The following is a 26,285-nucleotide window of genomic DNA, read 5'->3' as shown; positions in this document are numbered from 1 at the left end:
TCGGGTGGTGCGGCGCGCGCCACCCCCCGTCCGGACGGTGCGCGCTGATAGCCGTAGTCCATGCCGCTCCCCTCGCGCCGACTGCGCGCCGCTCTGCTGGCCACCGCTTCGCTCACCCTCGTCGCCGCCACCCTGCCCGCACCCGAACCGCTGGGCATCGGCGACCGCCTGTTCCCGCATCTGGGCAACCCCGGTTACGACGTCCTCTCGTACGACATCTCGCTCACCTACAAGGGCGCCAACACCAAGCCCCTCGAAGCGGTCACCACCATCGACGCCCGCACCACCGCGCCGCTGGAGCGCATCAACCTGGACTTCGCTCGCGGCACCGTGCGCTCCGTCGAGGTCGACGGACTGAACGCCGACTTCGCCACCGCGCAGGAGGACCTGATCGTCCGGGCACCCGTCCGGCTGCCTTCCGGAGCGCATGTGCGGATCACCGTCCGGCACACGAGCGATCCCGCGGGGGAGAAGGCGAACGGGGGCTGGGTCCAGACCGCGGACGGACTCGCCATGGCCAACCAGGCCGACGCCGCGCACCGGGTCTTCCCCGGCAACGACCACCCGGCCGACAAGGCGTACTTCACCTTCCGCGTGACCGCGCCGGACGACCTCACGGTCGTGGCGGGCGGCCTGCCGGCCGGCAAGCGGCATCACGCGGGCGCCACGACCTGGACCTACCGCACCCGCCACCCCATGGCGACCGAGCTGGCCCAGGTGTCCATCGGCCGCTCCGCCGTGCCGCGGCGCACCGGGCCGAACGGGCTCCCCGTACGCGACGTGGTGCCCGCGGGCGACCGCGCGAGGCTGGAGCCGTGGCTGAAGAAGACGCCCGGGCAGCTGGCCTGGATGGAGAAGCAGGTCGGCGCGTATCCGTTCGAGACGTACGGACTTCTCGTCGCCGACACCGAGACGGGTTTCGAGCTGGAGACGCAGACGCTCTCGCTGTTCGAGCGCTCCCTGTTCACCGGCACCGGCTACCCGGAGTGGTACGTCGACTCCGTCATGGTCCACGAGCTCGCCCACCAGTGGTTCGGCAACAGCGTCTCGCCCCGCTCCTGGTCGGACCTGTGGCTCAACGAAGGGCACGCCACCTGGTACGAGGCGCGCTACGCCGAGGAACACGCGGACAAGCCGATGGAGCGGCGGATGAAGGACGCCTACGCGCGCTCCGACGCGTGGCGCGCCGCGGGCGGCCCACCGGCCCATCCCGACGTCCCGACCCCGGACCACAAGATCAGTCTGTTCAGGCCGGTCGTCTACGACGGCAGTGCGCTCATCCTCTACGCACTGCGGGAGGAGATCGGCAGGGCCGCGTTCGACCGACTGGAGCGGACCTGGGTCCGTGAGCACCGGGACGGGTCGGCGACCACCCGCCAGTTCACCGACCTCGCGTCGGGGATCGCCGGCCGGGACCTCACGGCGTTCTTCGACGGCTGGCTGTACGGCGAGAAGACCCCGCCGATGCCGGGTCACCCGGACTGGCGCAGCCAGAAGCCCCGGAACGCGGCGGGCGGGCAGAGCACGGCGAGGGCACCGAAACCCGCGTGACGGGCCGGGCGCGGACATGCCACTATCGACGGGTCGGCACGGCGGCCGGCCGGCCGGTCCCCCCTCGCGGGAATCTTCCGGTGGCGTCACGCGTTGTGACTGGCGTAACGGACTTCTATCGACGTAAGGATCCAATGACCTCCTCTTCTTCCCTTCCCCAGGACGCGCAGGACGCGCAGAGCGCCACGGAATCCGTATCCGAGAGCCTCAACGAGGGCCTTCGGGCCGACGCCCTGATGGAAGAGGACGTCGCCTGGAGCCACGAGATCGACGGAGAGCGGGACGGCGACCAGCTCGACCGTTCCGAGCGTGCGGCGCTGCGCCGTGTGGCCGGTCTCTCCACAGAGCTCGAGGACGTCACCGAGGTCGAGTACCGGCAGCTGCGCCTGGAGCGCGTCGTGCTCGTCGGTGTCTGGACCTCGGGCACGGTCCACGACGCGGAGATCTCGCTCGCGGAGCTCGCGGCGCTCGCGGAGACCGCGGGCGCCCAAGTGCTCGACGCCGTGTTCCAGCGCCGCGACAAGCCCGACCCGGCCACGTACATCGGATCGGGCAAGGCGCTGGAGCTGCGCGACATCGTGCTCGAGTCGGGGGCCGACACCGTCGTCTGCGACGGTGAACTCAGCCCGGGCCAGCTGATCCATCTCGAAGACGTCGTCAAGGTGAAGGTGGTCGACCGTACCGCCCTGATCCTCGACATCTTCGCCCAGCACGCCAAGTCCCGAGAGGGCAAGGCCCAGGTCTCGCTGGCGCAGATGCAGTACATGCTGCCGCGCCTGCGCGGCTGGGGTCAGTCGCTGTCCCGTCAGATGGGCGGCGGCGGTTCCAGCGGCGGTGGCGGCATGGCCACGCGTGGTCCCGGTGAGACCAAGATCGAGACGGACCGGCGTCGTATCCGCGAGAAGATGGCGAAGATGCGCCGGGAGATCGCGGAGATGAAGACCGGCCGCGAGATCAAGCGCCAGGAACGCAAGCGCAACAAGGTGCCCTCCGTGGCGATCGCCGGATACACCAACGCCGGCAAGTCCTCGCTGCTCAACCGGCTCACCGGTGCCGGGGTCCTGGTGGAGAACGCCCTGTTCGCCACCCTGGACCCGACCGTACGCAGGGCCGAGACCCCGAGCGGCCGGATCTACACGCTGGCCGACACCGTCGGGTTCGTACGCCACCTTCCCCACCACCTCGTGGAGGCGTTCCGGTCCACGATGGAGGAGGTCGGTGAGTCCGACCTGATCCTCCACGTCGTGGACGGCGCCCACCCGGTGCCCGAGGAGCAGCTCGCCGCCGTGCGCGAGGTGATCCGGGAGGTGGGCGCGGTCGACGTGCCCGAGATCGTCGTGATCAACAAGGCGGACGCGGCGGACCCGCTGGTACTGCAGCGGCTGATGCGTGCCGAGAAGCACGCGATCGCCGTGTCGGCGCGGACCGGTGCAGGCATCGACGAACTCCTCGCGCTCATCGACGCCGAGCTGCCGAGGCCGTCCGTCGAGATCGAGGCACTCGTGCCCTACACCCAGGGTGCGCTCGTCTCCCGGGTGCATGCCGAGGGCGAGGTCATCTCCGAGGAGCACACTCCGGAGGGCACGCTGCTCAGGGCCCGGGTCCACGAGGAACTCGCGGCCGACCTGGGCATGTTCGCACCGGTCGCCCACTGACACGACGGCGCTGACGCACGTGGGCCGGGCTCCCGAACGGGAGCCCGGCCCACGTGCGTCCCGGCGGCCCGCGCACCACCGGTTCGCCGGCGAAGCCCCCGGGCCCCCGCCCGGGACGGAGCCGGGGCGCACCGGGCCCCCGGCCGGCGGTCGCCGTACCGGGGGCCCGGAAGCGCGGTCCTACCGCCCCGCGTACTTCTTGCTGACGGAGTCGTAGACGCCCTTGGCCTCCTGGCCGAGGCGAGGCCCGGCCAGCCAGCCCGCCGTCACGGGGCCGATCGAGGTGTTGGACACCAGGGCCGGCTTGCCGTCCTGGCCCTCAGCGACCCAGCCGCCACCGGACGAACCGCCCGTCATCGTGCAGCCGATGCGGTACATCGTCGGCTGGTCCTCGAAGACCGCGAGGCGACCGGGCCGGTCGGTGCACTGCAGCGCGCTCTGGCCGTCGAACGGCGGGGCCGCCGGATAGCCGGTTGCCGTCATGCTCTCGATCTCCGGGACCGCCGGGGCGTTGAAGTCGACGGGGAGGGCCGAACCGACGGTCTCCTCCAGGGACTTGCCCGTGGAACCCTTCTCCGGTGCGACCTGCAGGACCGCGAAGTCGTACGGGGCACCCTGGCCACCGGTCGGCGCGCCCTGGTTGATCCACTGCTCGGAGGTCTGCGCCCACTGGCCCCACCACACGCCGTACGGGGCCACCTGCTCCCTGGAGGCGTTCTCCAGCCCGGCACCCGTGAGGCCGCTGTCGTTGTACGACGGGACGAAGGCGATGTTGCGGTACCAGCCGCCGTTCTTGCCCGCGTGGACACAGTGGCCCGCGGTCCACACCATGTTGGACCTGCCGGGGCGGGCGGGGTCCTGCACCACGGTCGCCGAGCACACCATCGAACCCTCGGGCCCGTCGAAGAGGAGCTTGCCGGACGCCGGGGCGTTGTCGTGGTACGGCGTCGCCAGGCCCGCCGCCCGTACCGGGGCGGGGGTCGGGTCCGTCACGCCCTCGTCGCCGGAGATGTCGTTGGCGACGGGATTCTCCGGGGGCTTGTCGGCCTCCCGCATCCGGTCCGGGTCCCAGAGGTCCTCGATGATCGGGTTCACGTAGTCCTGGGCCTCACGCAGCCAGGTGTCCTTGTCCCAGTTCCTCCACTCGCCGCCGCGCCACTTGTCGAGATCGATCCCGTGTTCCTTGAGACGGTCCTTCAGGTCGTCCGGGATGGCGATCTTTCCGTCCGTGGCCTGGTCGGCGGACGCGCTCGGCTCGCCGGAGGCCCCGTCGTCCTCGGGACCGCAGGCGGCCGCGGTGAGAGTCAGGACAGCGGCGAGAGCGGCTGCGGCGAACACCCGGGGGGTGCGACGGGCGCTCCCCCCGCGGCGTGCGGTGTCGATCGGGCGCATGGGTCGCATCTGGTGATCCCCCTGGGACTTCGTCACTGACTTCGTTACCGCACCGCGGACTTCGGGCGGGCCACGGCGTACCGCCTGACCGCGGCGACTCACCGAGGACGCCGGAGCAGGGCCCCGTCCGGGGTGCGGCACCCACTATGCCGGTGCCGTTGGGGACGGCGCTCGGCAGGTCCGCGGTTCCCCGCGCGCAAGGATCTTCCGATTTACCCGTGATCTCCCGCGTCCGGCGTCGTTGGTACGTACGGGGGACACCGGGACAGCGTTCATCGGCGCGGTCCGTCCCCGGGGGATCGCACCGAGGTGCAACGCAACTGTTACCGCAGGAGGACCGACAGCCGTGGCCGTGACCCAACCAGCTCCGGTGGCACCTCCCGTCACGCACGACGGGATTCTGCGGCGGCAGGCGCAGCGCGAGTCGGCGGCACGCACCTACGCGCGATCGCTGCCGATCGTGCCGGTCCGGGCGCGGGGCATGACCATCGAGGGCGCGGACGGGCGCCGTTACCTCGACTGCCTCTCGGGGGCCGGCACGCTGGCACTCGGTCACAACCACCCCGTGGTCCTCGAGGCGATCAGGAAGGTCATCGACTCCGGCGCGCCCCTGCACGTCCTCGACCTCGCCACCCCGGTGAAGGACGCGTTCACGACCGAGCTGTTCACCACCCTGCCCCGGGAGTTGGCCGACGACGCCCGGATCCAGTTCTGCGGTCCCGCGGGGACGGACGCCGTCGAGGCGGCGTTCAAGCTGGTGCGGGCGGCGAGCGGCCGCAGCGAACTCCTCGCCTTCACCGGCGCCTATCACGGGATGACGGCAGGCGCGCTGGGCGCGTCGGGCGGCGCCCCCGACGTGCGGGTGTCCAGACTGCCCTTCCCGCACACCTACCGCTGCCCTTTCGGCGTCGGCGGGGAGCGGGGCGCTGACATCGCCGCGCGCTGGACGGAGTACCTCCTGGACGACCCCAAGGGAGGGGTGCCCGCTCCGGCCGCCATGATCCTGGAGCCCGTCCAGGGCGAGGGCGGAGTCAATCCCGCGCCGGACGGCTGGCTGCGACGGATGCGGGAGATCACCCGGGACCGCTCCATCGCGCTGATCGCCGACGAGGTGCAGACAGGGGTCGGCAGGACCGGCGCCTTCTGGGCCGTCGAGCACAGCGGCGTCGTGCCCGACGTGATGGTCATGTCCAAGGCCATCGGCGGCTCGCTGCCCCTCGCGGTGATCGTCTACCGCTCGGGCCTCGACCTCTGGCAGCCCGGTGCCCACGCCGGCACCTTCCGGGGCAACCAGCTGGCCATGGCCGCGGGCACCGCCACCCTCGCGTACGTACGGGAGAACAAGCTCGCCGAGCGGGCCGGGACACTCGGCGCGCGCATGCTGGCCCGCCTCCAGGCCCTGGGCTCGGCCCATCCCAGCATCGGCGACGTCCGGGGCCGCGGCCTGATGATCGGGATCGAGCTGGTCGACCCCGAGGCCGAGCCGCTCACCGTCACCGCGGAGAGCGGCTCCGCCCCGCCGCCCGATCCCGCCCTCGCGGCGGCGGTGCAGCAGGAATGCCTGCGCCGCGGCCTCATCGTCGAACTCGGCGGGCGTCACGGCGCCGTGGTCCGGCTGCTGCCCCCGCTCACCCTCACCGACGAGCAGGCGGCCGCGGTCGTCGACCGTCTCGCCGACGCGCTGAGCGCCGCCGAGCGCTCTCCGAACCGCCGGGCCGCTGCCGGGCCGACCCGCTGATCCCGGACCCCTCACAAGAAAGACCGCCGTGAACCCCACCCCTGCGCCCGAGGCCGACGGCCCCCTCACCCGCGAGCAGCGAGGACACGAACTGCCGGACGGCCCGCTCGCGGTCGAGTCGACGACCGTGCCGCGTCAGAAGGCCGGTCCGCACGGAACCCCGCGCGCGGGTTCGGACACCCCGACGGGTGCCCTCCCGGCGGAACGCTCCGGCCAGGGCGGTCCGCCCGAACTCCCGGACCCGCTGGACCATCCGGACCCGCTCCGTGCCGCCGACTCGGCGGGCACGGAGAACCTGCTGCGCTGCTGGGCCAGGGAGAGCGACCTCCCCCGGCCGTTGGGGGCCACCCTGCGTGTCCCCCTCCCCGCGAGCGGTACGGCCCTGCTCGTCCCGGTCTCCCACTGGTCCCCCACCGGCTGGCACCGCTTCGGCACGCCGGTCCTGGAGAACGCGCCCTCCGGCACCCCGGGCGTGGACGCCGTCACCGTGGCCGCACTCCTCGGGCGCGAGAGCGAGCGGAGCGCGGGCGTCGATCTGGTGGCCAGGGTGGCCGACTCCGTACGGCACACGGCCACCTTCATCGCGGAGCGGCGGCGTACACCCTCCGCGTCGTCCGACGCGGGTCCCTTCCTGACCGGCGAGCAGTCCCTGGTCCTGGGCCACCCGCTGCACCCCACGCCGAAGAGCCGCGAAGGCCTCTCCGAATCCGAAGCGGTCCTCTACTCACCCGAGCTGCGCGGCTCCTTCCCGCTCCACTGGATGGCCGCGGACCACTCCGTACTGGCCACGGACTCGTCCTGGACGAAGGCCGGACGGCCGGTGACGGCCCGGTCGCTCCTCGCACCCCACGCCGACGGACTGCGCCTCCCCGAAGGCACTACAGCCCTGCCGCTCCACCCGTGGCAGGCCGCGGAGCTCATGCGGCGCCCCGAGGTCACCGCCCTGTGCGAGAAGGGGCTCCTGCACGATCTCGGTCCGCACGGCGCCCGCTGGCACCCCACGTCCTCGGTGCGCACCGTGTACCGGCCCGGGTCCGACCTCATGCTGAAACTCTCCCTCGGTGTGCGCATCACCAACTCCCGGCGGGAGAACCTCCGCAAGGAACTCCACCGCGGAGCCGAGGTCCACCGACTGCTGCGCACCGGGCTGGCCGACCGGTGGCACGCCGCACACCCCGGCTTCGACATCGTCAGGGACCCCGCGTGGCTGGCCGTGGACGGTCCGGACGGCACCCCCGTCCCCGGCCTCGACGTGATGCTGCGCCACAACCCGTTCGGCCCGGCCGACGACGCGGTCTGCATCGCCGGGCTCACCTCACCCCGCCCCTGGCCCGGGCGTCCGGGCACGCATTCACGGCTCGCGGACACGGTGTCCTCGCTCGCCGCCCGTACCGGACGGACGACCGGGGCGGTCTGCGCCGAGTGGTTCCTGCGCTACCTCGACCGGGTGGTCCTCCCGGTCCTCTGGCTGGACGCGCACGCGGGCGTCGCCCTGGAGGCTCATCAGCAGAACACGATCGTGCTCCTCGACGGAGACGGCTGGCCGGTCGGCGGCAGGTACCGGGACAACCAGGGCTACTACTTCCGTGAGTCCCACCGCACCGCGCTGGAAGCGCGGCTGCCCGGCATCGGAGCCGTCAGTGACACCTTCGTCTCCGACGCCGTCACGGACGAGCGTCTCGCCTACTACCTGGGCATCAACAACGTGTTCGGGCTGATCGGAGCCTTCGGTGCGCAGCGGCTCGCCGACGAGCGGCTGCTCCTCGCCGCCTTCCGGCGCTTCCTGGAAAGTACCGCGAAGCTCGGCTCTCCCCTCCCCGCGTATCTGCTCGGCACCGGACAGCTGCGCTGCAAGGCCAACCTGCTCACGAGGATGCACGGCCTCGACGAACTGGTCGGGCCCGTCGACACCCAGTCCGTGTACGTCACCATCGCCAACCCCCTCCAAAACTGAGAGACATGACCGCCTGAACGCACGAGAGGAGAGCGTCACCGTGCATCATGCCGAAGCGCACACCGGAGACGGCACCGAGGACACCCTCGAGCTGCGGCTCACCGAAGAGCTCCTCGGACTGCTCGGTGACGTCTCTCCGCAGCCGGCCGGACAGGCCGACGTCGCCGCCCTCGTGGGCAGCCCGGACGCGTGGAGCCCCGCCGCCACCTCCGCGGGAGCGTTCCATCTGGTCACCGTGGAACCGCAGCGCGACCTTTCCGTCATCAGTCGCTGGATGAACGATCCCGCGGTCGCCGCCTTCTGGGAACTGGCGGGCCCGGAATCCGTCACCGACGCCCATCTCCGGCGCCAGTTGGAAGGGGACGGCCGCAGCATCCCCTGTCTCGGAGTGCTCGACGGTAGGCCCATGAGCTACTGGGAGATCTACCGGGCGGACCTGGACCCGCTGGCCCGCCACTATCCCTCCCGCCCCCACGACATGGGCGTCCACCTCCTCGTCGGCGGTGTGGCCAACCGCGGACGGGGCATCGGCTCCGTACTGCTCAGGGCCGTCTCCGACCTCGTGCTCGACAACCGCCCGCTCTGCGCCCGCGTGGTCGCGGAGCCGGACCTGCGCAACACCCCGTCCGTCGCCGCCTTCCTGAGTGCCGGCTTCCGCTTCTGCTCGGAACTGGAACTCCCGGACAAGCCTGCCGCACTCATGATCCGCGACCGGGCTCACCGTGATCACCTGTGAACCACGCGCCGCACCGCACAGCCCGCTCGAACCCCATCGGTCCCACCCGGAGGAGTCCCCGTGCCGACATATCCCGCGAGCCCACACCCGGCGGCGCTCCACACACCGCTCGACACCCCAGAACTCGACCGGACGCGCTGGGAGCGGGTGGCGGCGGCGCTCCTGGCGAAGATGCTCGGTGAGTTCGCCTACGAGGAAGTCGTCCAGCCCACACCGCAGGAGTACGAGGGCCGCCAGAGCAGCGGCACCTACACCCTGACCCTCGACGACGGCGGCACCCTGTCCTTCCACGCCCGGCGGGGTGCCTACGGCAGCTGGCGGGTCGACCCCACGACGATCCGCGAGGTGAAGGCAGGCGGGGCCGACGGCACGCCCTTCCGCGACCCGCTCAGCTTCCTCGCGCGCGGCCGGCACCTCCTCCGCCTCGACGGTGCCACCCTCGCCCACCTCATCCGCGAGCTCACGGCCACGCTCGTCGCCGACGCCCGCATCGACCGGACCGCGCTGCGTGCGGCACAGCTGGCCGAACTTCCCTACGCCGAGCTCGAGGGCCACCAGACCGGGCACCCGTGGCTCGTCGCGAACAAGGGCCGCCTCGGCTTCTCCGCCGCGGACGCCGCGCGCTTCACGCCCGAGGCACGCTCGGCCACCGCGCTGCCCTGGATCGCCGTCAGCTCGCACATAGCGCAATACCGGGGGGTGGGACGCCTCGCGGCCCCGGACGTCCTCTACGACCAGGAACTCGACCCGGAGGTCAGGGACTCCTTCGCCACGATCCTGCGCGGACGCGGCCTGGACCCCGGGGACTACCTGTTCCTGCCCGTGCACCCCTGGCAGTGGGACGAATGGATCGTCCCCCTCTTCGCCCCCGCCATCGCGGACGGCGCCGTGGTGCCCCTGCACGCCGACGACGACCTCCGCCTGCCGCAGCAGTCCATCCGCACCTTCACCAACGTCGGACGGCCCGACCGGCACACGGTCAAGCTGCCGCTCTCGATCCTCAACACCCTTGTCTGGCGCGGCCTGCCCACCGAACGCACCCTCGCAGCCCCCGCCGTCACCGCGTGGGTCCAGGGGCTGTGCGAAGGTGACCCGTTCCTGCGCGACACCTGCCGGGTCGTCCTGCTCGGAGAAGTGGCCTCCGTGACCGTGGAACACCCGCTCTACGACCGCCTCCCCGAGTCGCCGTACCAGTTCAAGGAGATCCTCGGCGCGATCTGGCGCGAGCCCCTGCAGCCACGGCTGGCGGCCGGGGAGCGCGCCCGTACGCTGGCCTCGCTGCTGCTCACCGACCCCGACGGCCGCTCCTTTACCGCCGAACTCGTCGCCCGTTCGGGGCTGACCCCCGTGGCCTGGCTCACCCGGCTGTTCGCGGCGCTGCTGCCCCCACTGCTGCACTTCCTCTACCGCTACGGAACGGTGTTCTCCCCGCACGGCGAGAACGCCATCGTCGTCTTCGACGAGAACGACGTACCCGTACGCCTGGCGATCAAGGACTTCGTCGACGACGTGAACGTCAGTGCCCGGCGGCTGCCCGAACTCGACGCGATGCCGCCGCACGTCAGGGAGATCCTGCTCACCGAGGAACCCGCCTTCCTCACCCAGTTCATCCACTCCGGACTCTTCGTGGGCGTCTTCCGCTATCTGTCCCCGCTCTGCGAGGAACAACTCGACGTACCGGAGGGCGAATTCTGGTCACTCGTCCGAGCCGAGATCCTGCGGCACCATGCCCGCTTCCCCGAGCTCAAGGAGCGCTTCGAGATCTTCGACATGCTGACGCCGACGATCGAGCGCCTGTGCCTCAACCGCAACCGTCTGCATCTGGACGGCTACCGGGACCGGCCGCAGCGCCCGCACGCGGCCGTGCACGGGAGCGTCGACAACCCGCTCCACCCCTCCGTATGAGTCCGGGAGTGAGCACCGTTGTCGGTGGCGCGCCGTAGGGTGGACGCGCTATGACGAAGCCATCTCTCCCCGAGCTCCTCCACGCCGCCGTCGCCGCTGTCGGCGGTACGGAACGGCCCGGCCAGGTCTCCATGGCCGAGGCCGTGGCCGAGGCGGTCGACGACAATGCCCACCTGCTCGTCCAGGCCGGTACCGGCACGGGCAAGTCCCTCGGCTACCTCGTGCCGGCACTGGCCCACGGCGAGCGCGTCGTGGTGGCCACGGCGACGCTGGCCCTGCAGCGCCAGCTGGTGGAGCGGGACCTTCCGCGTACGGTCGACGCACTGCATCCGCTGCTGCGGCGCCGCCCCCAGTTCGCGATGCTCAAGGGCCGCTCGAACTACCTCTGCCTGCACCGGCTCCACGAAGGGGTCCCGCAGGACGAGGAGGACGGCCTCTTCGACCAGTTCGAGGCTGCCGCTCCGTCGAGCAAGCTGGGCCAGGACCTGCTGCGCCTGCGTGACTGGGCGGACGAGACGGAGAGCGGCGACCGGGACGACCTGACACCGGGTGTCTCGGACCGGGCATGGGCACAGATCTCGGTCTCCTCACGGGAGTGCCTGGGCGCGACGAAGTGTGCGTACGGCGCCGAGTGCTTCGCGGAGAGCGCCCGTGAGCGGGCCAAGCTCGCCGACGTGGTCGTCACCAACCACGCCCTGCTCGCCATCGACGCCATCGAGGGTGCCCCGGTACTCCCGAAGCACGAGGTGCTGATCGTCGACGAGGCCCATGAGCTGGTCTCCCGCGTCACTGGCGTGGCCACCGGTGAACTCACCCCCGGCCAGGTCAACCGTGCGGTGCGCCGTGCGGCCAAGCTGGTCAACGAGAAGGCAGCCGACGCACTCCTGACCGCCTCGGAGGGATTCGAGCGGGTGATGGAGCTGGCGCTCCCGGGACGTCTGGAGGAGGTGCCGGAAGACCTCGGCTACGCGCTGATGGCCTTGCGTGACGCCGCGCGTACGGTGATCTCCGCCCTCGGTGGCACCCGGGACAAGTCCGTCCAGGACGAGGACGCGGTGCGCAAGCAGGCCATGGCGTCGGTCGAGTCCATCCACGGGGTCGCGGAGCGCATCACCCAGGGCTCGGAGTACGACGTCGTCTGGTACGAGCGCCACGACCGCTTCGGTGCCTCCGTCCGCGTCGCACCGCTGTCGGTGTCCGGGCTGCTGCGCGAGAAGCTCTTCGCCGACCGCTCGGTGGTCCTGACGTCGGCCACGCTCAAGCTCGGCGGTGACTTCAACGGGGTGGGGGCGTCCCTGGGACTCGCGCCCGAGGGGACCGCGGGCGACGACATCCCCCAGTGGAAGGGACTGGACGTCGGCTCGCCGTTCGACTACCCGAAGCAGGGCATCCTGTACGTCGCACGCCATCTGGCCACGCCCGGGCGTGAGGGCTCCCGCACGGACATGCTCGACGAGCTCGCCGAGCTGGTGGAGGCCGCGGGCGGCCGGACCCTGGGCCTGTTCTCCTCGATGAGGGCGGCGCAGGCGGCGGCCGAGGAGCTGCGGGGCCGGCAGGACAAGCCGATTCTGCTCCAGGGCGAGGAGACGCTCGGAGAGCTGATCAAGAACTTCGCCGCGGATCCCGAGACCTGCCTCTTCGGGACGCTCTCGCTCTGGCAGGGAGTCGACGTGCCCGGCCCGAGCTGCCAGCTCGTGATCATGGACCGGATTCCGTTTCCGCGCCCGGACGACCCGCTGATGAGCGCGCGGCAGAAAGCGGTGGAGGAAGCCGGTGGCAACGGCTTCATGGCGGTGGCAGCGACCCACGCGGCCCTGCTGATGGCCCAGGGCGCGGGGCGTCTGGTGCGTGCCATGGGAGACAAGGGCGTGGTCGCTGTGCTCGACCCGCGTCTGGCCAATGCGAGGTACGGGAGCTACCTCCGCGCCTCATTGCCCGACTTCTGGTACACCACGGACCGCAATCAGGCCCGGCGCTCGCTGGCTGCGATCGACGCTGCTGCCAGGACGGCGGAGTGAGGGCCGAGTGAGCTGCTCTGCCGCCCGCCCCTGACATCGGAAACCGTGCGGGAGCGTGGGCGGCCTCACCGGTGTGCGCAGGTCTCACCGGGTGTGCAGGCGTCACCCGACATGCGCAGGCCCGCTCTGCGGCGGAGAGATCCCGCGCGCACAGCGCGCATTGCTGACGGGCGCCGATACCGAGGACGCCAGGCAGTGACATCCGGACATGCCCCGGACATGCCAGGGCCCCGGGATCGGCGCAGTGATCCCGGGGCCCGGTCCGAACCGGCGGGCCTCACACCCGCCGCAGCACCGCCACGACCTTGCCCAGGATCGTCGCCTCGTCGCCGGGGATCGGCTGATAGGCGGAGTTGTGCGGGAGCAGCCACACGTGGCCGTCCTCGCGCTTGAAGCGCTTGACGGTGGCTTCGCCGTCGAGCATCGCTGCCACGATGTCGCCGTTCTCCGCGACGGGCTGGCGCCGGACCGTGACCCAGTCACCGTCCATGATCGCCGCCTCGATCATCGAGTCGCCGACGACCTTCAGCACGAAGAGCTCGCCGTCACCGACGAGCTGGCGGGGGAGCGGGAAGACGTCCTCGACGGACTCCTCGGCCAGGATCGGCCCACCTGCCGCGATCCGGCCTACCAACGGTACGTACGAAGCCGCCGGCTTACCTGTGGTGTCGGTCGGCTGGTTGCTGGGCTGGTCCGAGCCCCGGACCTCGTAGGCGCGGGGCCGGTGGGGGTCGCGGCGCAGGAACCCCTTGCGCTCCAGTGCCATCAGCTGGTGGGCGACGGACGAGGTGCTGGACAGGCCCACCGCCTGGCCGATCTCCCGCATCGACGGGGGATAGCCCCGTCGTTGCACGGAATCCCGGATCACCTCGATCACGCGCCGCTGCCGGTCCGTGAGCCCTGAGCTGTCCGCCCGGATCCCGGGTGGGCGTCCGGGCAAGGAGCGCGCGGGTCGCGAGGGCTCTGGCCCCTCCGCGTTCATGACTGCGTCATTCATGGCATGCACCGGCTCAAGTCGGCTCTGGGAGCGGTGGTCCTGGGCAGTGATGGCGGCACTGTCTGCGGTGGTGGTCACGTCGGCCCCTCTCGAATGGTCTCCCTAGTTAGGCAACGGTAGTAGCTTTCGAAAGGTTGCGCCAAACACACGTTCGAGTGAAAAACAAATAAAGGGCTGTCGTGGTCCTACCGAGAGGTGTATGAGCTGACCCGACGAGCTGGGGTCGAACGGTGACTCCGGGGGTCCACGCTAGCGGCCCACCGGGCCGAGGGAGTCTCCGGGGGTGCGGCCGGGGATGTCCGCGGAGTGTGCCCGCGGGGGGTCCGGCCGCCGGACCCCTGGGGTTCCCCGCCGCCCTCCGGGGCGCCGGACCCCTGGGGCCCGATGCCCCGGCCGCCGGGCGTTTCCCATACCCTCGTGCCGGGCCGTAGGCTGCCTGCCGACCGCTGGGGAATCGCGACACGCGCCAGGTGTGGCGGTAAAGCCAAACCCAATATGTAGTGGTTGGATTGTCGTCGCAGCCCACAAGTAGTGGTCCCCGGTCCTCCTGGGTCGAGTTCATCGCCTATGCTTGAGGCTGTCATCGAGGGCCTGTGACGGGCCCCCGAGGCCATTCAGTCGTGCCGTGAAGGAGGGTTGGGAGACATGCACTGCCCCTTCTGCAGGCACCCCGACAGCCGGGTCGTCGACAGCCGTACGACGGACGACGGGACGTCGATCCGACGGCGCCGCCAGTGCCCCGACTGCTCCCGTCGTTTCACGACGGTGGAGACCTGTTCGCTGATGGTGGTGAAGCGCAGCGGCGTGACCGAGCCCTTCAGTCGCACCAAGGTCATTTCGGGTGTCCGCAAGGCGTGCCAGGGCCGTCCCGTCACCGAGGACGCACTGGCGAAGCTCGGCCAGCGGGTCGAGGAGGCAGTGCGGGCCACCGGGAGCGCCGAGCTGACGACGCACGACGTGGGCCTGGCCATACTCGGCCCTCTGCAGGAACTCGACCTCGTCGCGTATCTGCGTTTCGCGTCCGTGTACCGGGCGTTCAACTCCCTCGAGGACTTCGAGGCCGCCATCGCGGAACTCCGCGAGGAGCGGCCCCCCGCGGCGCAGTACGGGAGCGGTGGGACCCCCGAGGTCCCCGCGCCCGCCGCTGTCGCCGCTGATTGATCACCGAGCCGGGCCGGGGTACCGGCGGCCGGCGGCACCAGACCTGTTCCGAGGCGCTGTGCGTGGCGTCCGGAGCATAAGACACAGACTGTGCCCTGGGAAGAACTGGGTACTTCAGGGCGTTTTTGCCCACATATGGGAGGCGGCATGACAGAGACGGCGAGCGGCCCGGCACGAGGTTCCCGCACCAAGGGAGCCAAGTCGACTGCGACCAAGCAGGGCCTGCGCATCGAGCGCATCCACACGACTCCCGGCGTGCACCCGTACGACGAGGTCGCGTGGGAGCGCCGTGACGTCGTCATGACCAACTGGCGCGACGGCTCGATCAACTTCGAGCAGCGTGGCGTCGAGTTCCCCGACTTCTGGTCGGTGAACGCGGTCAACATCGTCACCAGCAAGTACTTCCGGGGGGCTGTCGGCACGCCGCAGCGCGAGACCGGTCTGCGCCAGCTGATCGACCGGATCGTGAAGACGTACCGGAAGGCCGGCGAGGACTACAACTACTTCACTTCCCCCGCCGACGCCGAGATCTTCGAGCACGAGCTGGCCTACGCCCTCCTGCACCAGATCTTCAGCTTCAACTCGCCGGTCTGGTTCAACGTCGGGACGCCGCAGCCCCAGCAGGTGTCCGCCTGCTTCATCCTCGCCGTCGACGACTCCATGGAGTCCATCCTCGACTGGTACAAGGAAGAGGGGATGATCTTCAAGGGCGGCTCCGGAGCCGGCCTGAACCTCTCCCGTATCCGCTCCTCCAAGGAGCTCCTCTCCTCCGGCGGCAACGCATCGGGCCCGGTCTCCTTCATGCGGGGCGCCGACGCGTCCGCGGGCACCATCAAGTCCGGTGGGGCCACTCGCCGCGCCGCCAAGATGGTCATCCTCGACGTCGACCACCCCGACATCGAGAACTTCATCGAGACCAAGGTGAAGGAGGAGGAGAAGATCCGCGCCCTGCGCGACGCGGGCTTCGACATGGACCTGGGCGGGGACGACATCACGTCCGTCCAGTACCAGAACGCCAACAACTCGGTCCGGGTGAACGACGAGTTCATGAAGGCCGTCGAGTCGGGCGGAAAGTTCGGCCTGCGCGCCCGGATGACCGGCGACGTCATCGAAGAGGTCGAGGCCAAGTCCCTCTTCCGCAAGATGGCGGAAGCCGCCTGGGCCTGTGCCGACCCCGGCATCCAGTACGACGACACCATCAACAAGTGGCACACCTGCCCGGAGTCCGGCCGCATCAACGGCTCGAACCCCTGCAGCGAGTACATGCACCTGGACAACACCTCGTGCAACCTGGCGTCGCTGAACCTGATGAAATTCCTGAAGGACGACGGCAACGGCCGCCAGTCCTTCGAGGTCGAGCGCTTCGCCAAGGTCGTCGAGCTGGTCATCACCGCGATGGACATCTCGATCTGCTTCGCGGACTTCCCGACGCAGAAGATCGGTGAGAACACCCGCGCCTACCGCCAGCTGGGCATCGGTTACGCCAACCTGGGCGCCCTCCTGATGGCGACCGGCCACGCGTACGACAGCGACGGCGGCCGCGCGCTCGCCGGCGCGATCACCTCGCTGATGACCGGCACGTCCTACCGCCGCTCCGCCGAGCTCGCCGCGGTCGTCGGCGCGTACGACGGCTACGCCCGCAACGCCGAGCCCCACCAGCGCGTCATGAAGCAGCACTCCGACGCCAACGCCGTGGCCGTCCACGTGGACGACCTCGACTCGCCGATCTGGGCCGCCGCGACGGAGGCCTGGCAGGACGTGATCCGCCTCGGCGCCAAGAACGGCTTCCGCAACGCGCAGGCTTCGGTCATCGCCCCGACCGGCACCATCGGTCTCGCGATGTCCTGTGACACCACCGGCCTCGAGCCCGACCTCGCCCTGGTCAAGTTCAAGAAGCTGGTCGGCGGCGGTTCGATGCAGATCGTCAACGGCACCGTCCCGCAGGCGCTGCGCCGCCTCGGCTACCAGCCGGAGCAGATCGAGGCGATCGTCGCCCACATCGGCGACAACGGCAACGTGATCGACGCCCCCGGCCTCAAGACCGAGCACTACGAGGTCTTCGACTGCGCCATGGGTGAGCGTTCCATCTCGGCCATGGGCCACGTGCGGATGATGGCGGCGATCCAGCCGTGGATCTCCGGCGCGCTGTCCAAGACGGTGAACCTGCCGGAGACGGCCACCGTCGAGGACGTCGAGGAGGTCTACTTCGAGGCGTGGAAGATGGGCGTCAAGGCGCTCGCGATCTACCGTGACAACTGCAAGGTCGGCCAGCCCCTCTCCGCGAAGACGAAGGAGAAGGAGAAGACCGAGGTGACCGCGAAGGCCGAGGGCACCATCCGTGCCGCGGTCGAGAAGGTCGTCGAGTACCGCCCGGTCCGCAAGCGTCTGCCCAAGGGCCGTCCGGGCATCACCACCAGCTTCACCGTGGGTGGCGCCGAGGGCTACATGACCGCCAACTCCTACCCGGACGACGGTCTCGGCGAGGTCTTCCTGAAGATGTCCAAGCAGGGCTCGACCCTCGCGGGCATGATGGACGCCTTCTCGATCGCCGTCTCGGTCGGTCTGCAGTACGGCGTGCCCCTGGAGACCTACGTCTCCAAGTTCACGAACATGCGCTTCGAGCCGGCCGGTATGACGGACGACCCGGACGTGCGGATGGCGCAGTCGATCGTCGACTACATCTTCCGCCGCCTGGCGCTCGACTTCCTGCCGTTCGAGACGCGCTCGGCGCTGGGGATCCACTCGGCCGAGGAGCGTCAGCGTCACCTCGACACCGGTTCGTACGAGCCCGAGTTCGGGGACGACGAGCTCGACGTCGAGGGGCTCGCCCAGTCCGCTCCCGTGCACGTGGAGCCGCTGAAGGCGGTCGCGTCGCCCGAGGTGAACGTCGCGGAGAAGCCCGCCCCCAGGGCGGCCCACACCTCGGCCGAACTGGTCGAGATGCAGCTCGGCATCAGCGCGGACGCCCCGCTCTGCTTCTCGTGCGGTACGAAGATGCAGCGCGCCGGATCCTGCTACATCTGCGAGGGCTGCGGCTCGACCAGCGGTTGCAGCTGATTCTGGGCGCCGCTGGGGCGTAGATTGCCTGGTCAGGGCGGTGGAGCCGGTCTCCGGCTCCACCGCCCTCGGCGTGCGTTGTGGGTGTTGCGGACGCGGTCACGCGTCCGGTGCGGCTACAGACCTCGGTCCGGCAGCGCCCTCGGTGACCGACCGGATGCGGGATCAGTCCGAGTGGTTTCCCATCACGGCGGCGAACGAACCGGGATCGCTGTCGAACCCGCGCACCGCCGGTATGAACCCCCACGATCCCGACGCGTCACGGACGAACTCCGCGACGACGGCCGCGGTGGCGTCGGCCACCGCCGAGAAGTCGTCCTCGGCCAGATTGGTGTAACCCTCGCGGACCTGCACGGCCGTGTTCTCTATGTGGCCGAAGGTCTTGCGACCGTCACGCTGCTGGATGGCCACACCGACGACGACCCGGGCGTAGGCATCCGACAGCCGGTCCAGTTCGAGTGTCATGACCTCATCGAAGCCGTAGCCCTGGCCCGTGCGGCTGTCCCGGTTCAGTGTGATCGTGCCGTCGGGCGACCTGCTGTCGAAGTGCACGAGGTACACAGGGCTGCCGTACGGCGCTTCCGTCCCGTAGGTGGCCGCGATGATGTCGAGGTCGTTGGCGGGCTCGCCCGTTTCGCTCGGGTCCCACTTGATCCGCACCTCGACCTTTTCGATGTCCTTGTTGGGGGTGCTCATCGGACGTGTCTCCTCGCGTCTGGGCCGACGGGCCGCTTACACCCTCAGATCATGTCCGTAACTGTCCGTGAATCCAACCGCGTTGGAAGTGGGCGTCGTTTTCGCGCCAGGGTGTGGCCGGGTGTGCGCGCTGCGGGGCCGCGCTCGGCCCGGGGCGGGTGGGAGCGTGACCCGCGCCACGCCCGGCGCCGTAGGATGGCGCGGTGCTGGTCAAGTGGATTCGCTGCACCGTGGTCGATCGCCAGGGTTTCGAGCGCGGGCAGCGGAAGTGGGCGGGGCTGCTCGGCGAGCCGGGATTCCGCGCGCAGAGCGGCGGCTGGAGCCGTGGCCTGCCCGATGTCGCTCATGTGTTCGCCTTCTGGGAGAACCGTGTCTTCTACGATGCCTTCATGGCCCGGGAACACGACCGGCTCGCCGCTGCCCAGTCCGGCACGTACAAGGACATGCAGGTCAAGCTCTTCGAGTACCGCTTCGATGTGAAGACCGGATTCGAGCCCCATTTCACCGACGCGGACGTGGTCAGAGTGGCTCACAGCCGGGTGTTCGAGGACCGGGCCGAGCACTTCGCCCTGATGCAGCAGAAGGTGTGGAACCCGGCAGTCGCAGGTTCGCCCGGCATGCTGCGCGGCGTCTTCGGTGAGGCGCCGGGCCACGAGTTCCTGGCGCTGTCGATGTGGCAGTCGGGCTCCGAACGCGGCAAGTACCGGCCGGAGGGAGCCGCCAGGCTTATGGCGCGCGCCGATACGGAGCGGGACGTGGAGACGCTCACCGGGGACGTGGTGCAGCTCGAACCCTCGTGGACGGTCTGATCGCACTCCCGCCCCGCGTCTCGTTGGTCACATATGCCCGATGGATCCCTCGCCGTCGCCCGATCGCGCCTGCGGGGATCTAGGGTCGTCACATGGCACGACCGCAACGCATCGTTCTCGTCCGGCACGGGGAGTCGGAGGGCAACGCCGACGACACGGTCTACGAACGCGAACCCGACCACGCGCTGAAACTCACGGCCAAGGGGCAGGGGCAGGCGCGCGAGACGGGTGCGCAGCTCAGGGAGATGTTCGGTGACGAGCGCGTCAGCGTGTACGTCTCCCCCTACCGGCGCACCCACGAGACCTTCAGAGCCTTCGGCCTCGACCCGGAGCACGTACGGGTCAGGGAGGAGCCCCGGCTGCGTGAGCAGGACTGGGGCAACTGGCAGGACCGCGAAGACATCAGGCTGCAGAAGGCCTACCGGGACGCCTACGGGCACTTCTTCTACCGCTTCGCGCAGGGCGAGTCCGGAGCCGACGTCTACGACCGGGTCGACGCGTTCCTGGAGAGCCTCCACCGGAGCTTCGAGGAGACCGACCATCCCCCGAACGTCCTGCTGGTCACCCACGGACTGACCATGCGGCTCTTCTGCATGCGCTGGTTCCACTGGTCGGTCGCCGAGTTCGAGTCGCTGTCCAATCCGGGCAACGGCGAGTCCCGGACCCTGCTCCTAGGCGAGGACGGTCGCTACGTACTCGACCGGCCCTTCGAACAGTGGCGTACCCCCGAGCCGTACGGCATCACCGGATAGGGTGGCATCGCGATGACCGCTGACTCCGCTTCCGACGGGCGCTTCGAACGCGCCCTGGCCAGCCTGCGAGGACTGTCCGTGGGAGATGCCCTCGGCTCCCAGTTCTTCGTCCCGGCCAACTACCCGCTGCTCAGGAACCGGACCTTGCCGCCCGACGCGTGGCAGTGGACCGACGACACCGAGATGGCCTGTTCCGTGCTGGCGGTGCTGGCCGCGCACGGGCGCGTCGACCAGGACGCCCTCGCGCGGTCCTTCGCCACACACCACGACTTCGACCGGGGCTACGGGCCCGCGGTCAACCGGCTGCTCAGGCTCGTGAGGGAGGGGGGCGACTGGCGTGAACTCGCCTCGGCGCTCTTCAAGGGCCAGGGCTCCTGGGGCAATGGTTCGGCGATGCGGATCGCGCCGCTCGGAGCCTGGTACGCGGACGACCCGGAGCAGGCCACCCATCAGGCCGAGATCTCGTCGTACACCACCCACCAGCACCGCGAGGCAGTCGTGGGCGCGATGGCCGTCGCGGCCGCAAGCGCCCTGGTTGCCGCACCAGGGGGCCCGCCGGCACCCGAGGCACTGCTCGACGGCGTCGTCGCTCTGGTCCCGCGCAGCGCGGTGGGGGCGGGGCTCCGCAGGGCGCGGGACATGCTCGACTACAGGGACGCCGGCACGGTCGCAGCGGTGCTGGGCAACGGGCGCCGCACCAGTGCCCACGACACCGTGCCGTTCGCCCTCTGGTCGGCGGCACGGAGTCTCGGCGACTTCGAGGAAGCCTTCTGGGTGACGGCGCAGGCGGGCGGTGACGTGGACACCACCTGTGCCATCGTCGGCGGGATCGTCGCCTCGAACCCGGCGGGAGCGCCCCCGGCCGACTGGCTGACCCGCACGGAGGAACTGCCCGGCTGGGTGCCCCTCGCACCGGTACGCGGCTGACGGTCCGCCCGCCGGGCCTCCCGCGAGGCCCGGAACACGTGTCACGGTCCTGCCACAGGGAACGCCCGGCCAGGCCGAACGGCCCGGGCGGCCCTTACTCTTTCGGCCACGCCGTCCCCCATTGATCCTGGGGGACGTGCGCCTGTAGACGCCGGGGCCGACGCGCCGCAACGTGGTCGTGCGAGCGGACCCCGGTGGGGGGAGGGGTCCCATGTCAGATCAGCCGTCAGACCAGCCGTCCGAGACGTCCCGCCGGACCGGTGCGTCACCGGAGTCCGGAGACGCGCGTACATCCACATCCGCACCCACATCCGGTTCCGGCCCGGCACCGGCGGGCGGAGAGACTTCCGCCGGTGCCGGGAGCGACGACGCTCCCGCAGGTCCTGTCGCGACGAAGCCCGCCGCGGGGCCGTCCGCAGGAGCAGCCTCCGCGCCTGTGCCGCCTCAGAACGCCGGCCCCGTCGCAGGCGGGACCGTGGACGCGGCCGCGCCCGTGCCGCCCCGGAGCGCCGGCCCGGACATACCGAACGTGCCCGCGTACCTCCATGCGCCGCCCGCCCCGGACGTCTGGCGGCGCCCTGGCGTGCACCCTGCGCCCGGTCCACTGTCCCGCCTTCGGCCGGGGCCCCCGCGGCCGGTCCAGCCGGCGACGCTGTGGTCGGTTCTCGCCACGGGTCTGCTGAGCGCCCTGCTGCTCGGCGACGGCCTGGGGCTGAACCTGCTGATGGTGGCGGTGCCGGCGGCCCTGGCCGCGTTCTTCGCCGCGCGGACCGCGGGAAGGAAGCTGCGGCCCTGGACCGCCGTCTGGGCGGTCGGCGGCCTCGCGCTCCTGGCGATACCGGCCCTCCGCGACGCGGGATGGCCGGTGTTCCTCGCTGTGGTGTCGGCCCTGGCCCTCGGCTCGCTCGCCTTGCACGGCAGCCGCAGCTGGCCGGGCGTACTGCTCGGCTCACTCGGGTTGTTCCCCGCAGTTGCGGGCGGCGTGCGCTGGGGCTGGCGTGGGGTCCGCGACCGTGCGGACGACTCCCGCGGCCGGGTGCGCACAGTGGTGCGCAGCACTGCGGTGGCTGTCGTCCTGCTCCTCGTGTTCGGCGCGCTCTTCGCCTCCGCGGACGCCGCCTTCGCCGATCTGCTGGGCGCGCTCACTCCCGACATCTCCGTCGGAGACAGCCCCTGGCGCGTCTTCCTGTTCGCGCTGGGCCTCGTAGGAGCCCTTTCAGCCGCCTACACCGCAGCCGCACCGGTGCGCTGGGACGGCATGACCGTCCGGCCCGGCAAAGCCAGGAACAGAGTGGAGTGGGCGCTTCCGCTGATCCTGCTCGACCTGCTGTTCGCGGCCTTCATCACGCTCCAGCTCGTCGTCCTTCTCGGCGGGTACGACAAGGTGGCGGAGAAGACGGGCCTACTGCCCGCCGAGTACGCCCGCCAGGGATTCTGGCAGCTCCTCTGGGCCACCGTGCTGACACTGATCGTCATCGCCCTGGCCCTGCGCTGGGCACCCCGAGGCGGTCCGCGCGACCGCACGCTGGTCCGGAGCGTCCTTGGTGTGCTGTGCACGCTCACCCTCGTCGTCGTGGCCTCAGCGCTGCGCCGCATGGACCTCTACGTGGACGCCTTCGGGCTGACCCGGCTGCGCATCTCCGTGGCGGCCGTGGAGCTCTGGCTCGGAGTGGTGCTGCTCCTGATCATCGCCGCGGGGGTCTTCGGAGCCCGGCTTCTGCCGCGCGCCGTCGCGGTGAGTGCCGCCGCCGGCGTACTCGCCTTCGGCCTGCTCTCACCCGACGGGCTGATCGCCGAGCAGAACGTCGAGCGGTACGGGAGCCACAAGTCGATCGACATCCAGTACCTCAAGGGGCTTTCGGCCGACGCCGTACCTGCTCTGGACACCCTTCCGGAGCCCTTGCGGTCCTGTGCGCTGGATTCCTTCCGCCGCGACTTCGCCGCATCCAGAGCATCGTGGTACGCCACCAGCTGGGGCGAGACCAGGGCCCGGGACATCCTCGAAAAGCATCCGGTGAAGGACGGCGGGATCCAGTGCTACGACGTCGGCAGGGAGGCCGACGAACGTGACGGCCACGAGGACGAGGACTCCTACGATCCGTACTGAGTGACCTCGCGGTGCGTTCCACCGCTCCGAGGCCCAGGCCCCAGGCCCCCCAGGGCCGGGCTTGGGCCGACCGTCCGCCGTTCAGCTGCCGTGCGATCCGCCGCACGCGCCCGGAATGGACGGCCCGCGTCGGGCCACGCCTGCGTGTCGGACCGGCTCGGGTTTCAGCGGCGGCCGCCCGGCCGAGGTTCCGCCCGGTCCTCCAGGCCGCTGCCGCGACTCCGGATCGACGGCACCCGGCGCTCTCTTGCCGAGGCCTCAAGGAACGGCCTCAGAGACGACTTGAGGGACGGCTCCACAGGCGGCTTGAGGGACGGCTCCACAAGTGCGGCACCACGTCCGGGCCGGCCTCTCCAGCACCGCTCCCGCACAGATCCGTCGGCTCCCCGGAGCACGGTCCCGCACCGGTCCGCGTCCCGCGCCCAACGCGCTGTGCGGGGGCCGGCCGGCCCCCGTCGGCGAAAGGGTGCGGGTCGCCCCCGCCGGACGGTGCCCCGGGGTGTTCTTGCTCCGCGTATCGGCGTAACCTTGCAGGCGCCATGCCGTACGAACCACCCACGCACACCGTCGAGCGCTCACTGCGCGCTACCTCCGGTGCCAGGATTGTCGCCGGAGTCGACGAGGTCGGACGCGGAGCGTGGGCCGGCCCCGTCACCGTGTGCGCGGCCGTCACCGGTCTCCGCAGGCCCCCCGAAGGCCTCACCGACTCCAAGCTGCTCACGCCCAAGCGACGGGCTGAACTTGCCCCGCTGCTCGAGAGCTGGGTCACGGCCTACGGGCTGGGGCACGCCTCACCGTTGGAGATCGACGACCTCGGCATGACCGCGGCACTCCGTCTGGCCGCTGTCAGGGCGCTCGACGCGCTGCCCGTGCGGCCGGACGCCGTGATCCTCGACGGAAAACATGACTACCTCGGGCATCCCTGGAAGGTCCGCACGGTGATCAAGGGCGATCAGTCCTGCATCGCCGTCGCCGCGGCCTCGGTGATAGCCAAGGTCAGGCGGGACACGATGATGGCCGAACTGGGCGCGGACGCGGGGCTGTACACGGACTTCGCCTTCGGCGCGAACGCGGGTTACCCGTCGCCCGTGCACCGGGCCGCACTCGAGGAGTTGGGGCCCACGCCCCACCACCGCCTCAGTTGGTCCTACCTCGACGCCCTTCCCAGGTGGCAGCACCTGAAGAAGGTCCGGTTCTCCGCCGAGGCGGCCGCACTCGAAAGCGGGGGCCAACTCGGCTTCGAATTCTGACCGCGCCAGCGCGTTTACCCGCCGACGCCTGCCGCGTCGGCTGTGACAGACAACCATTCATTTTCCCGAGGAGCCTCAGATTCCCGAGAGCGCCCAGAGTCCCCGCGTCGCATCGGCCACAGGCCGCGTCGCGCCGACCCCCCGCCCCGTACCCGGTCCGCGTTCAGCGGCCACGCCCCGTCCCGGAAGCCCGGGCCGTGGTCCCGCGCGCCCCGCGCCCCCGGCGCCGCGCCCGCATCCCACACCTGCCCCGGCACCCGCTGCGGCGTCCACCGTCGCTCCTGCTGCGCAGGCGCGGTCGGAAGACCGTGCCGCAGCTCAGTTCCAGCTGATCCCGGCCCCCGTCGGCGGCGCGATCGACGCCGCCGACGAGGCCGTCGACCTGCTGCTCGACTCCGGTCGGGCGCCTGGCGACATCCTGGTCCTCACCACCGGGGAGCAGCACCCCTGGGCCGCACACGAACTCTCCTTCGGAGAAGCCGCGTACTGGGCCCAGCACGACGCCGGCGACGACGTGTTCTTCGCCGGCACCGCGAACACGGGCCGCTACGCGCCCCGTCCGGTGATCATCGTCGCTGTCAACGGTGACCTCGACGACGCCTCGGTCCGTGCCCTGTCCGACGCGCGGGAGCGCGCCGGCGTGCTGCTGATCGTGTGCGGGGACCCGCAGAGCGTCAACGCCGCGCTGGGCGCGGGCGTCTGACTCGTCGGAACGTGGGTCCTGTCCGTCCGTCAAGGACGCTCGGGGCCCACGTCCCGTTCACCGGGCGGCGCTGCGGCGCAGTGCCTCCGCCGCTCCACCGCCCGTGCGCAGGGGAACCGGATCGCAGTCGGCCGACGCGTCCGCGAGGGTGGACGGCCCGGACAGTGAAGTCGGTCTGCGCCCGCCGCGGCCTTCACCCAGAACCTGCCAACCTCCGTGTGTCAGGGTGATGTAGGCGCCGCAGCGCAGTCCGTGCAAGGTGCAGGCATCCCTCAGACCCCACATCCATGCGCCGTCCTCCTCCGTCCACCGCTCGTCGCCTTCACGGCAGTAGAGCAGAACAGCGGTGCGCACCGGGGTACGGCGGCGCAGATCGTGCGGGATCACCCGCCGCAGGTGGGACAGCAGTGCGTTGCGGAACTCCCAGCCGTCCGCAGCCGTGGTGGTCCGCCGGACGAACGACGCGCTGGCCGTGAGCCGTTCCTCGTGGTCGAGTACCGCGACGACTGCGGTGGCCGGAGTCGGGCGGTGCCGTGCGTGGAGGCCGCTGACGACCTCGCGTGGACTACGCAGCAGCGGTATGCCGGCCGAAGCCCACTCGGCCGGCTCGAGCATTCTGGCGACGTGGTTGACGGAGCCGGCGGACGCCGACAGTGAAGTGGCTGCGGACGGAGCGAATCCGAAGGTCACGGTCCTCCCTTCGCTACGCGCCCACGATGGGGGCAGGGTCGAGTGGGGGCGCGCCGCGGCACAGCCCTTCCGGGCCCGCGAAGAGACCGTGCGGGGAGCGACTCCAATTCTTCCTGTCGTATCGGCAGGCGGCAACGAGCAATTGACTCGGCTGACGGGTATCAGTCGGAATGGCACAGATATCCCT

General features: G+C 70.8%; 19 protein-coding genes. 15 read left to right on the top strand and 4 right to left on the bottom strand.

Going from position 1 to position 26,285, the window contains the following annotated elements; all coding sequences use genetic code 11:
* The first annotated feature begins 60 nt into the window (after positions 1 to 60).
* Together OG206_RS08215 and hflX are read left to right on the top strand one after the other, a co-directional pair.
* Positions 61 to 1,551, top strand: a complete 1,491-nt coding sequence (locus OG206_RS08215; RefSeq protein ID WP_327113787.1) for a M1 family metallopeptidase — start codon at positions 61 to 63, stop codon at positions 1,549 to 1,551.
* Positions 1,552 to 1,685: 134 nt separating this feature from the next.
* Entirely contained in the window at positions 1,686 to 3,206 is a 1,521-nt protein-coding gene (hflX, locus tag OG206_RS08210; protein WP_327113785.1) for a GTPase HflX, read from the top strand.
* Positions 3,207 to 3,386: 180 nt separating this feature from the next.
* Here the strand turns inward: hflX and OG206_RS08205 are convergent, their stop codons facing one another.
* A complete protein-coding gene (locus OG206_RS08205) occupies positions 3,387 to 4,598 on the bottom strand; it encodes a trypsin-like serine peptidase (RefSeq protein WP_327122211.1) in 1,212 nt (403 codons plus the stop codon).
* A gap of 346 nt (positions 4,599 to 4,944) precedes the next feature.
* On the opposite strand from OG206_RS08205, the gene OG206_RS08200 reads away from it, so the two are divergent.
* From OG206_RS08200 to OG206_RS08180, 5 genes are read left to right on the top strand one after another with little or no spacing between them, the layout of a single operon-like run.
* Positions 4,945 to 6,336: a diaminobutyrate--2-oxoglutarate transaminase family protein gene (locus tag OG206_RS08200; RefSeq protein WP_327113783.1), complete on the top strand. Its 1,392-nt coding sequence runs from the start codon at positions 4,945 to 4,947 to the stop codon at positions 6,334 to 6,336.
* Positions 6,337 to 6,364: 28 nt separating this feature from the next.
* The gene (locus OG206_RS08195) at positions 6,365 to 8,290 is read left to right on the top strand and encodes an IucA/IucC family protein (protein WP_327113781.1); all 1,926 of its coding nucleotides are present in this window, start codon (positions 6,365 to 6,367) and stop codon (positions 8,288 to 8,290) included.
* A gap of 40 nt (positions 8,291 to 8,330) precedes the next feature.
* Entirely contained in the window at positions 8,331 to 9,026 is a 696-nt protein-coding gene (locus OG206_RS08190) for a GNAT family N-acetyltransferase (RefSeq protein WP_327113779.1), read from the top strand.
* A 60-nt stretch (positions 9,027 to 9,086) separates the two neighbouring features.
* Entirely contained in the window at positions 9,087 to 10,931 is a 1,845-nt protein-coding gene (locus OG206_RS08185) for an IucA/IucC family protein (protein ID WP_327113777.1), read from the top strand.
* Between the two features lie 50 nt (positions 10,932 to 10,981).
* A complete protein-coding gene (locus OG206_RS08180) occupies positions 10,982 to 12,949 on the top strand; it encodes an ATP-dependent DNA helicase (protein ID WP_327113775.1) in 1,968 nt (655 codons plus the stop codon).
* A 277-nt stretch (positions 12,950 to 13,226) separates the two neighbouring features.
* On the opposite strand, the gene lexA is transcribed toward OG206_RS08180, so the two are convergent.
* The gene (lexA, locus tag OG206_RS08175; protein WP_327113773.1) at positions 13,227 to 14,024 is read right to left on the bottom strand and encodes a transcriptional repressor LexA; all 798 of its coding nucleotides are present in this window, start codon (positions 14,022 to 14,024) and stop codon (positions 13,227 to 13,229) included.
* A 567-nt stretch (positions 14,025 to 14,591) separates the two neighbouring features.
* Between lexA and nrdR the strand changes: the two genes are divergently transcribed.
* Both nrdR and OG206_RS08165 read left to right on the top strand, forming a co-directional pair.
* Positions 14,592 to 15,107, top strand: coding sequence for a transcriptional regulator NrdR (gene nrdR / locus OG206_RS08170; RefSeq protein ID WP_327113771.1), 516 nt, complete (start codon positions 14,592 to 14,594; stop codon positions 15,105 to 15,107).
* Between the two features lie 147 nt (positions 15,108 to 15,254).
* Entirely contained in the window at positions 15,255 to 18,164 is a 2,910-nt protein-coding gene (locus tag OG206_RS08165) for a vitamin B12-dependent ribonucleotide reductase (protein WP_327113768.1), read from the top strand.
* Positions 18,165 to 18,329: 165 nt separating this feature from the next.
* Here the strand turns inward: OG206_RS08165 and OG206_RS08160 are convergent, their stop codons facing one another.
* On the bottom strand, positions 18,330 to 18,860 hold the full coding sequence (locus tag OG206_RS08160) for a TerD family protein (protein WP_327113766.1): 531 nt from the start codon (positions 18,858 to 18,860) through the stop codon (positions 18,330 to 18,332).
* 203 nt (positions 18,861 to 19,063) lie between these two features.
* On the opposite strand from OG206_RS08160, the gene OG206_RS08155 reads away from it, so the two are divergent.
* The 6 genes from OG206_RS08155 to OG206_RS08130 all read left to right on the top strand — a co-directional run bounded on the left by OG206_RS08155 (position 19,064) and on the right by OG206_RS08130 (position 25,408).
* Complete coding sequence (locus tag OG206_RS08155; RefSeq protein ID WP_327113764.1) at positions 19,064 to 19,669, top strand: YdbC family protein; 606 nt, start codon at positions 19,064 to 19,066, stop codon at positions 19,667 to 19,669.
* 92 nt (positions 19,670 to 19,761) lie between these two features.
* A complete protein-coding gene (locus OG206_RS08150) occupies positions 19,762 to 20,421 on the top strand; it encodes a histidine phosphatase family protein (RefSeq protein WP_327113762.1) in 660 nt (219 codons plus the stop codon).
* 12 nt (positions 20,422 to 20,433) lie between these two features.
* Entirely contained in the window at positions 20,434 to 21,348 is a 915-nt protein-coding gene (locus tag OG206_RS08145) for an ADP-ribosylglycohydrolase family protein (RefSeq protein WP_327113760.1), read from the top strand.
* A 211-nt stretch (positions 21,349 to 21,559) separates the two neighbouring features.
* Positions 21,560 to 23,455 carry a DUF4153 domain-containing protein gene (locus OG206_RS08140; protein WP_327113758.1) on the top strand — a complete coding sequence of 632 codons (1,896 nt, stop codon included), beginning with the start codon at positions 21,560 to 21,562 and terminating at the stop codon, positions 23,453 to 23,455.
* Positions 23,456 to 23,994: 539 nt separating this feature from the next.
* Positions 23,995 to 24,705: a ribonuclease HII gene (locus tag OG206_RS08135; RefSeq protein ID WP_327113756.1), complete on the top strand. Its 711-nt coding sequence runs from the start codon at positions 23,995 to 23,997 to the stop codon at positions 24,703 to 24,705.
* 55 nt (positions 24,706 to 24,760) lie between these two features.
* Positions 24,761 to 25,408 carry a hypothetical protein gene (locus OG206_RS08130; RefSeq protein ID WP_327122210.1) on the top strand — a complete coding sequence of 216 codons (648 nt, stop codon included), beginning with the start codon at positions 24,761 to 24,763 and terminating at the stop codon, positions 25,406 to 25,408.
* A 57-nt stretch (positions 25,409 to 25,465) separates the two neighbouring features.
* Here OG206_RS08130 and OG206_RS08125 read toward each other — a convergent pair whose 3' ends face one another.
* A complete protein-coding gene (locus tag OG206_RS08125; protein ID WP_327113754.1) occupies positions 25,466 to 26,098 on the bottom strand; it encodes a hypothetical protein in 633 nt (210 codons plus the stop codon).
* Positions 26,099 to 26,285 lie beyond the last annotated feature (187 nt).

Origin of the sequence: Streptomyces sp. NBC_01341 (assembly GCF_035946055.1) — a bacterium.
Lineage (GTDB): Bacteria > Actinomycetota > Actinomycetes > Streptomycetales > Streptomycetaceae > Streptomyces.
The sequence above is the reverse complement of the archived record's forward strand: the minus strand, read 5'-3'. Positions and strand labels throughout refer to the sequence as shown.

Bases quoted from the DNA above. Each gene is read 5' to 3' on its own strand.
- OG206_RS08215 (WP_327113787.1), top strand. From the start codon at position 61: ATGCCGCTCCCCTCGCGCCGACTGCGCGCCGCTCTGCTGGCCACCGCT.
- hflX (WP_327113785.1), top strand. From the start codon at position 1,686: ATGACCTCCTCTTCTTCCCTTCCCCAGGACGCGCAGGACGCGCAGAGC.
- OG206_RS08205 (WP_327122211.1), bottom strand. From the start codon at position 4,598: ATGCGCCCGATCGACACCGCACGCCGCGGGGGGAGCGCCCGTCGCACC.
- OG206_RS08180 (WP_327113775.1), top strand. From the start codon at position 10,982: ATGACGAAGCCATCTCTCCCCGAGCTCCTCCACGCCGCCGTCGCCGCT.
- nrdR (WP_327113771.1), top strand. From the start codon at position 14,592: ATGCACTGCCCCTTCTGCAGGCACCCCGACAGCCGGGTCGTCGACAGC.
- OG206_RS08165 (WP_327113768.1), top strand. From the start codon at position 15,255: ATGACAGAGACGGCGAGCGGCCCGGCACGAGGTTCCCGCACCAAGGGA.
- OG206_RS08160 (WP_327113766.1), bottom strand. From the start codon at position 18,860: ATGAGCACCCCCAACAAGGACATCGAAAAGGTCGAGGTGCGGATCAAG.
- OG206_RS08150 (WP_327113762.1), top strand. From the start codon at position 19,762: ATGGCACGACCGCAACGCATCGTTCTCGTCCGGCACGGGGAGTCGGAG.
- OG206_RS08145 (WP_327113760.1), top strand. From the start codon at position 20,434: ATGACCGCTGACTCCGCTTCCGACGGGCGCTTCGAACGCGCCCTGGCC.
- OG206_RS08140 (WP_327113758.1), top strand. From the start codon at position 21,560: ATGTCAGATCAGCCGTCAGACCAGCCGTCCGAGACGTCCCGCCGGACC.
- OG206_RS08135 (WP_327113756.1), top strand. From the start codon at position 23,995: ATGCCGTACGAACCACCCACGCACACCGTCGAGCGCTCACTGCGCGCT.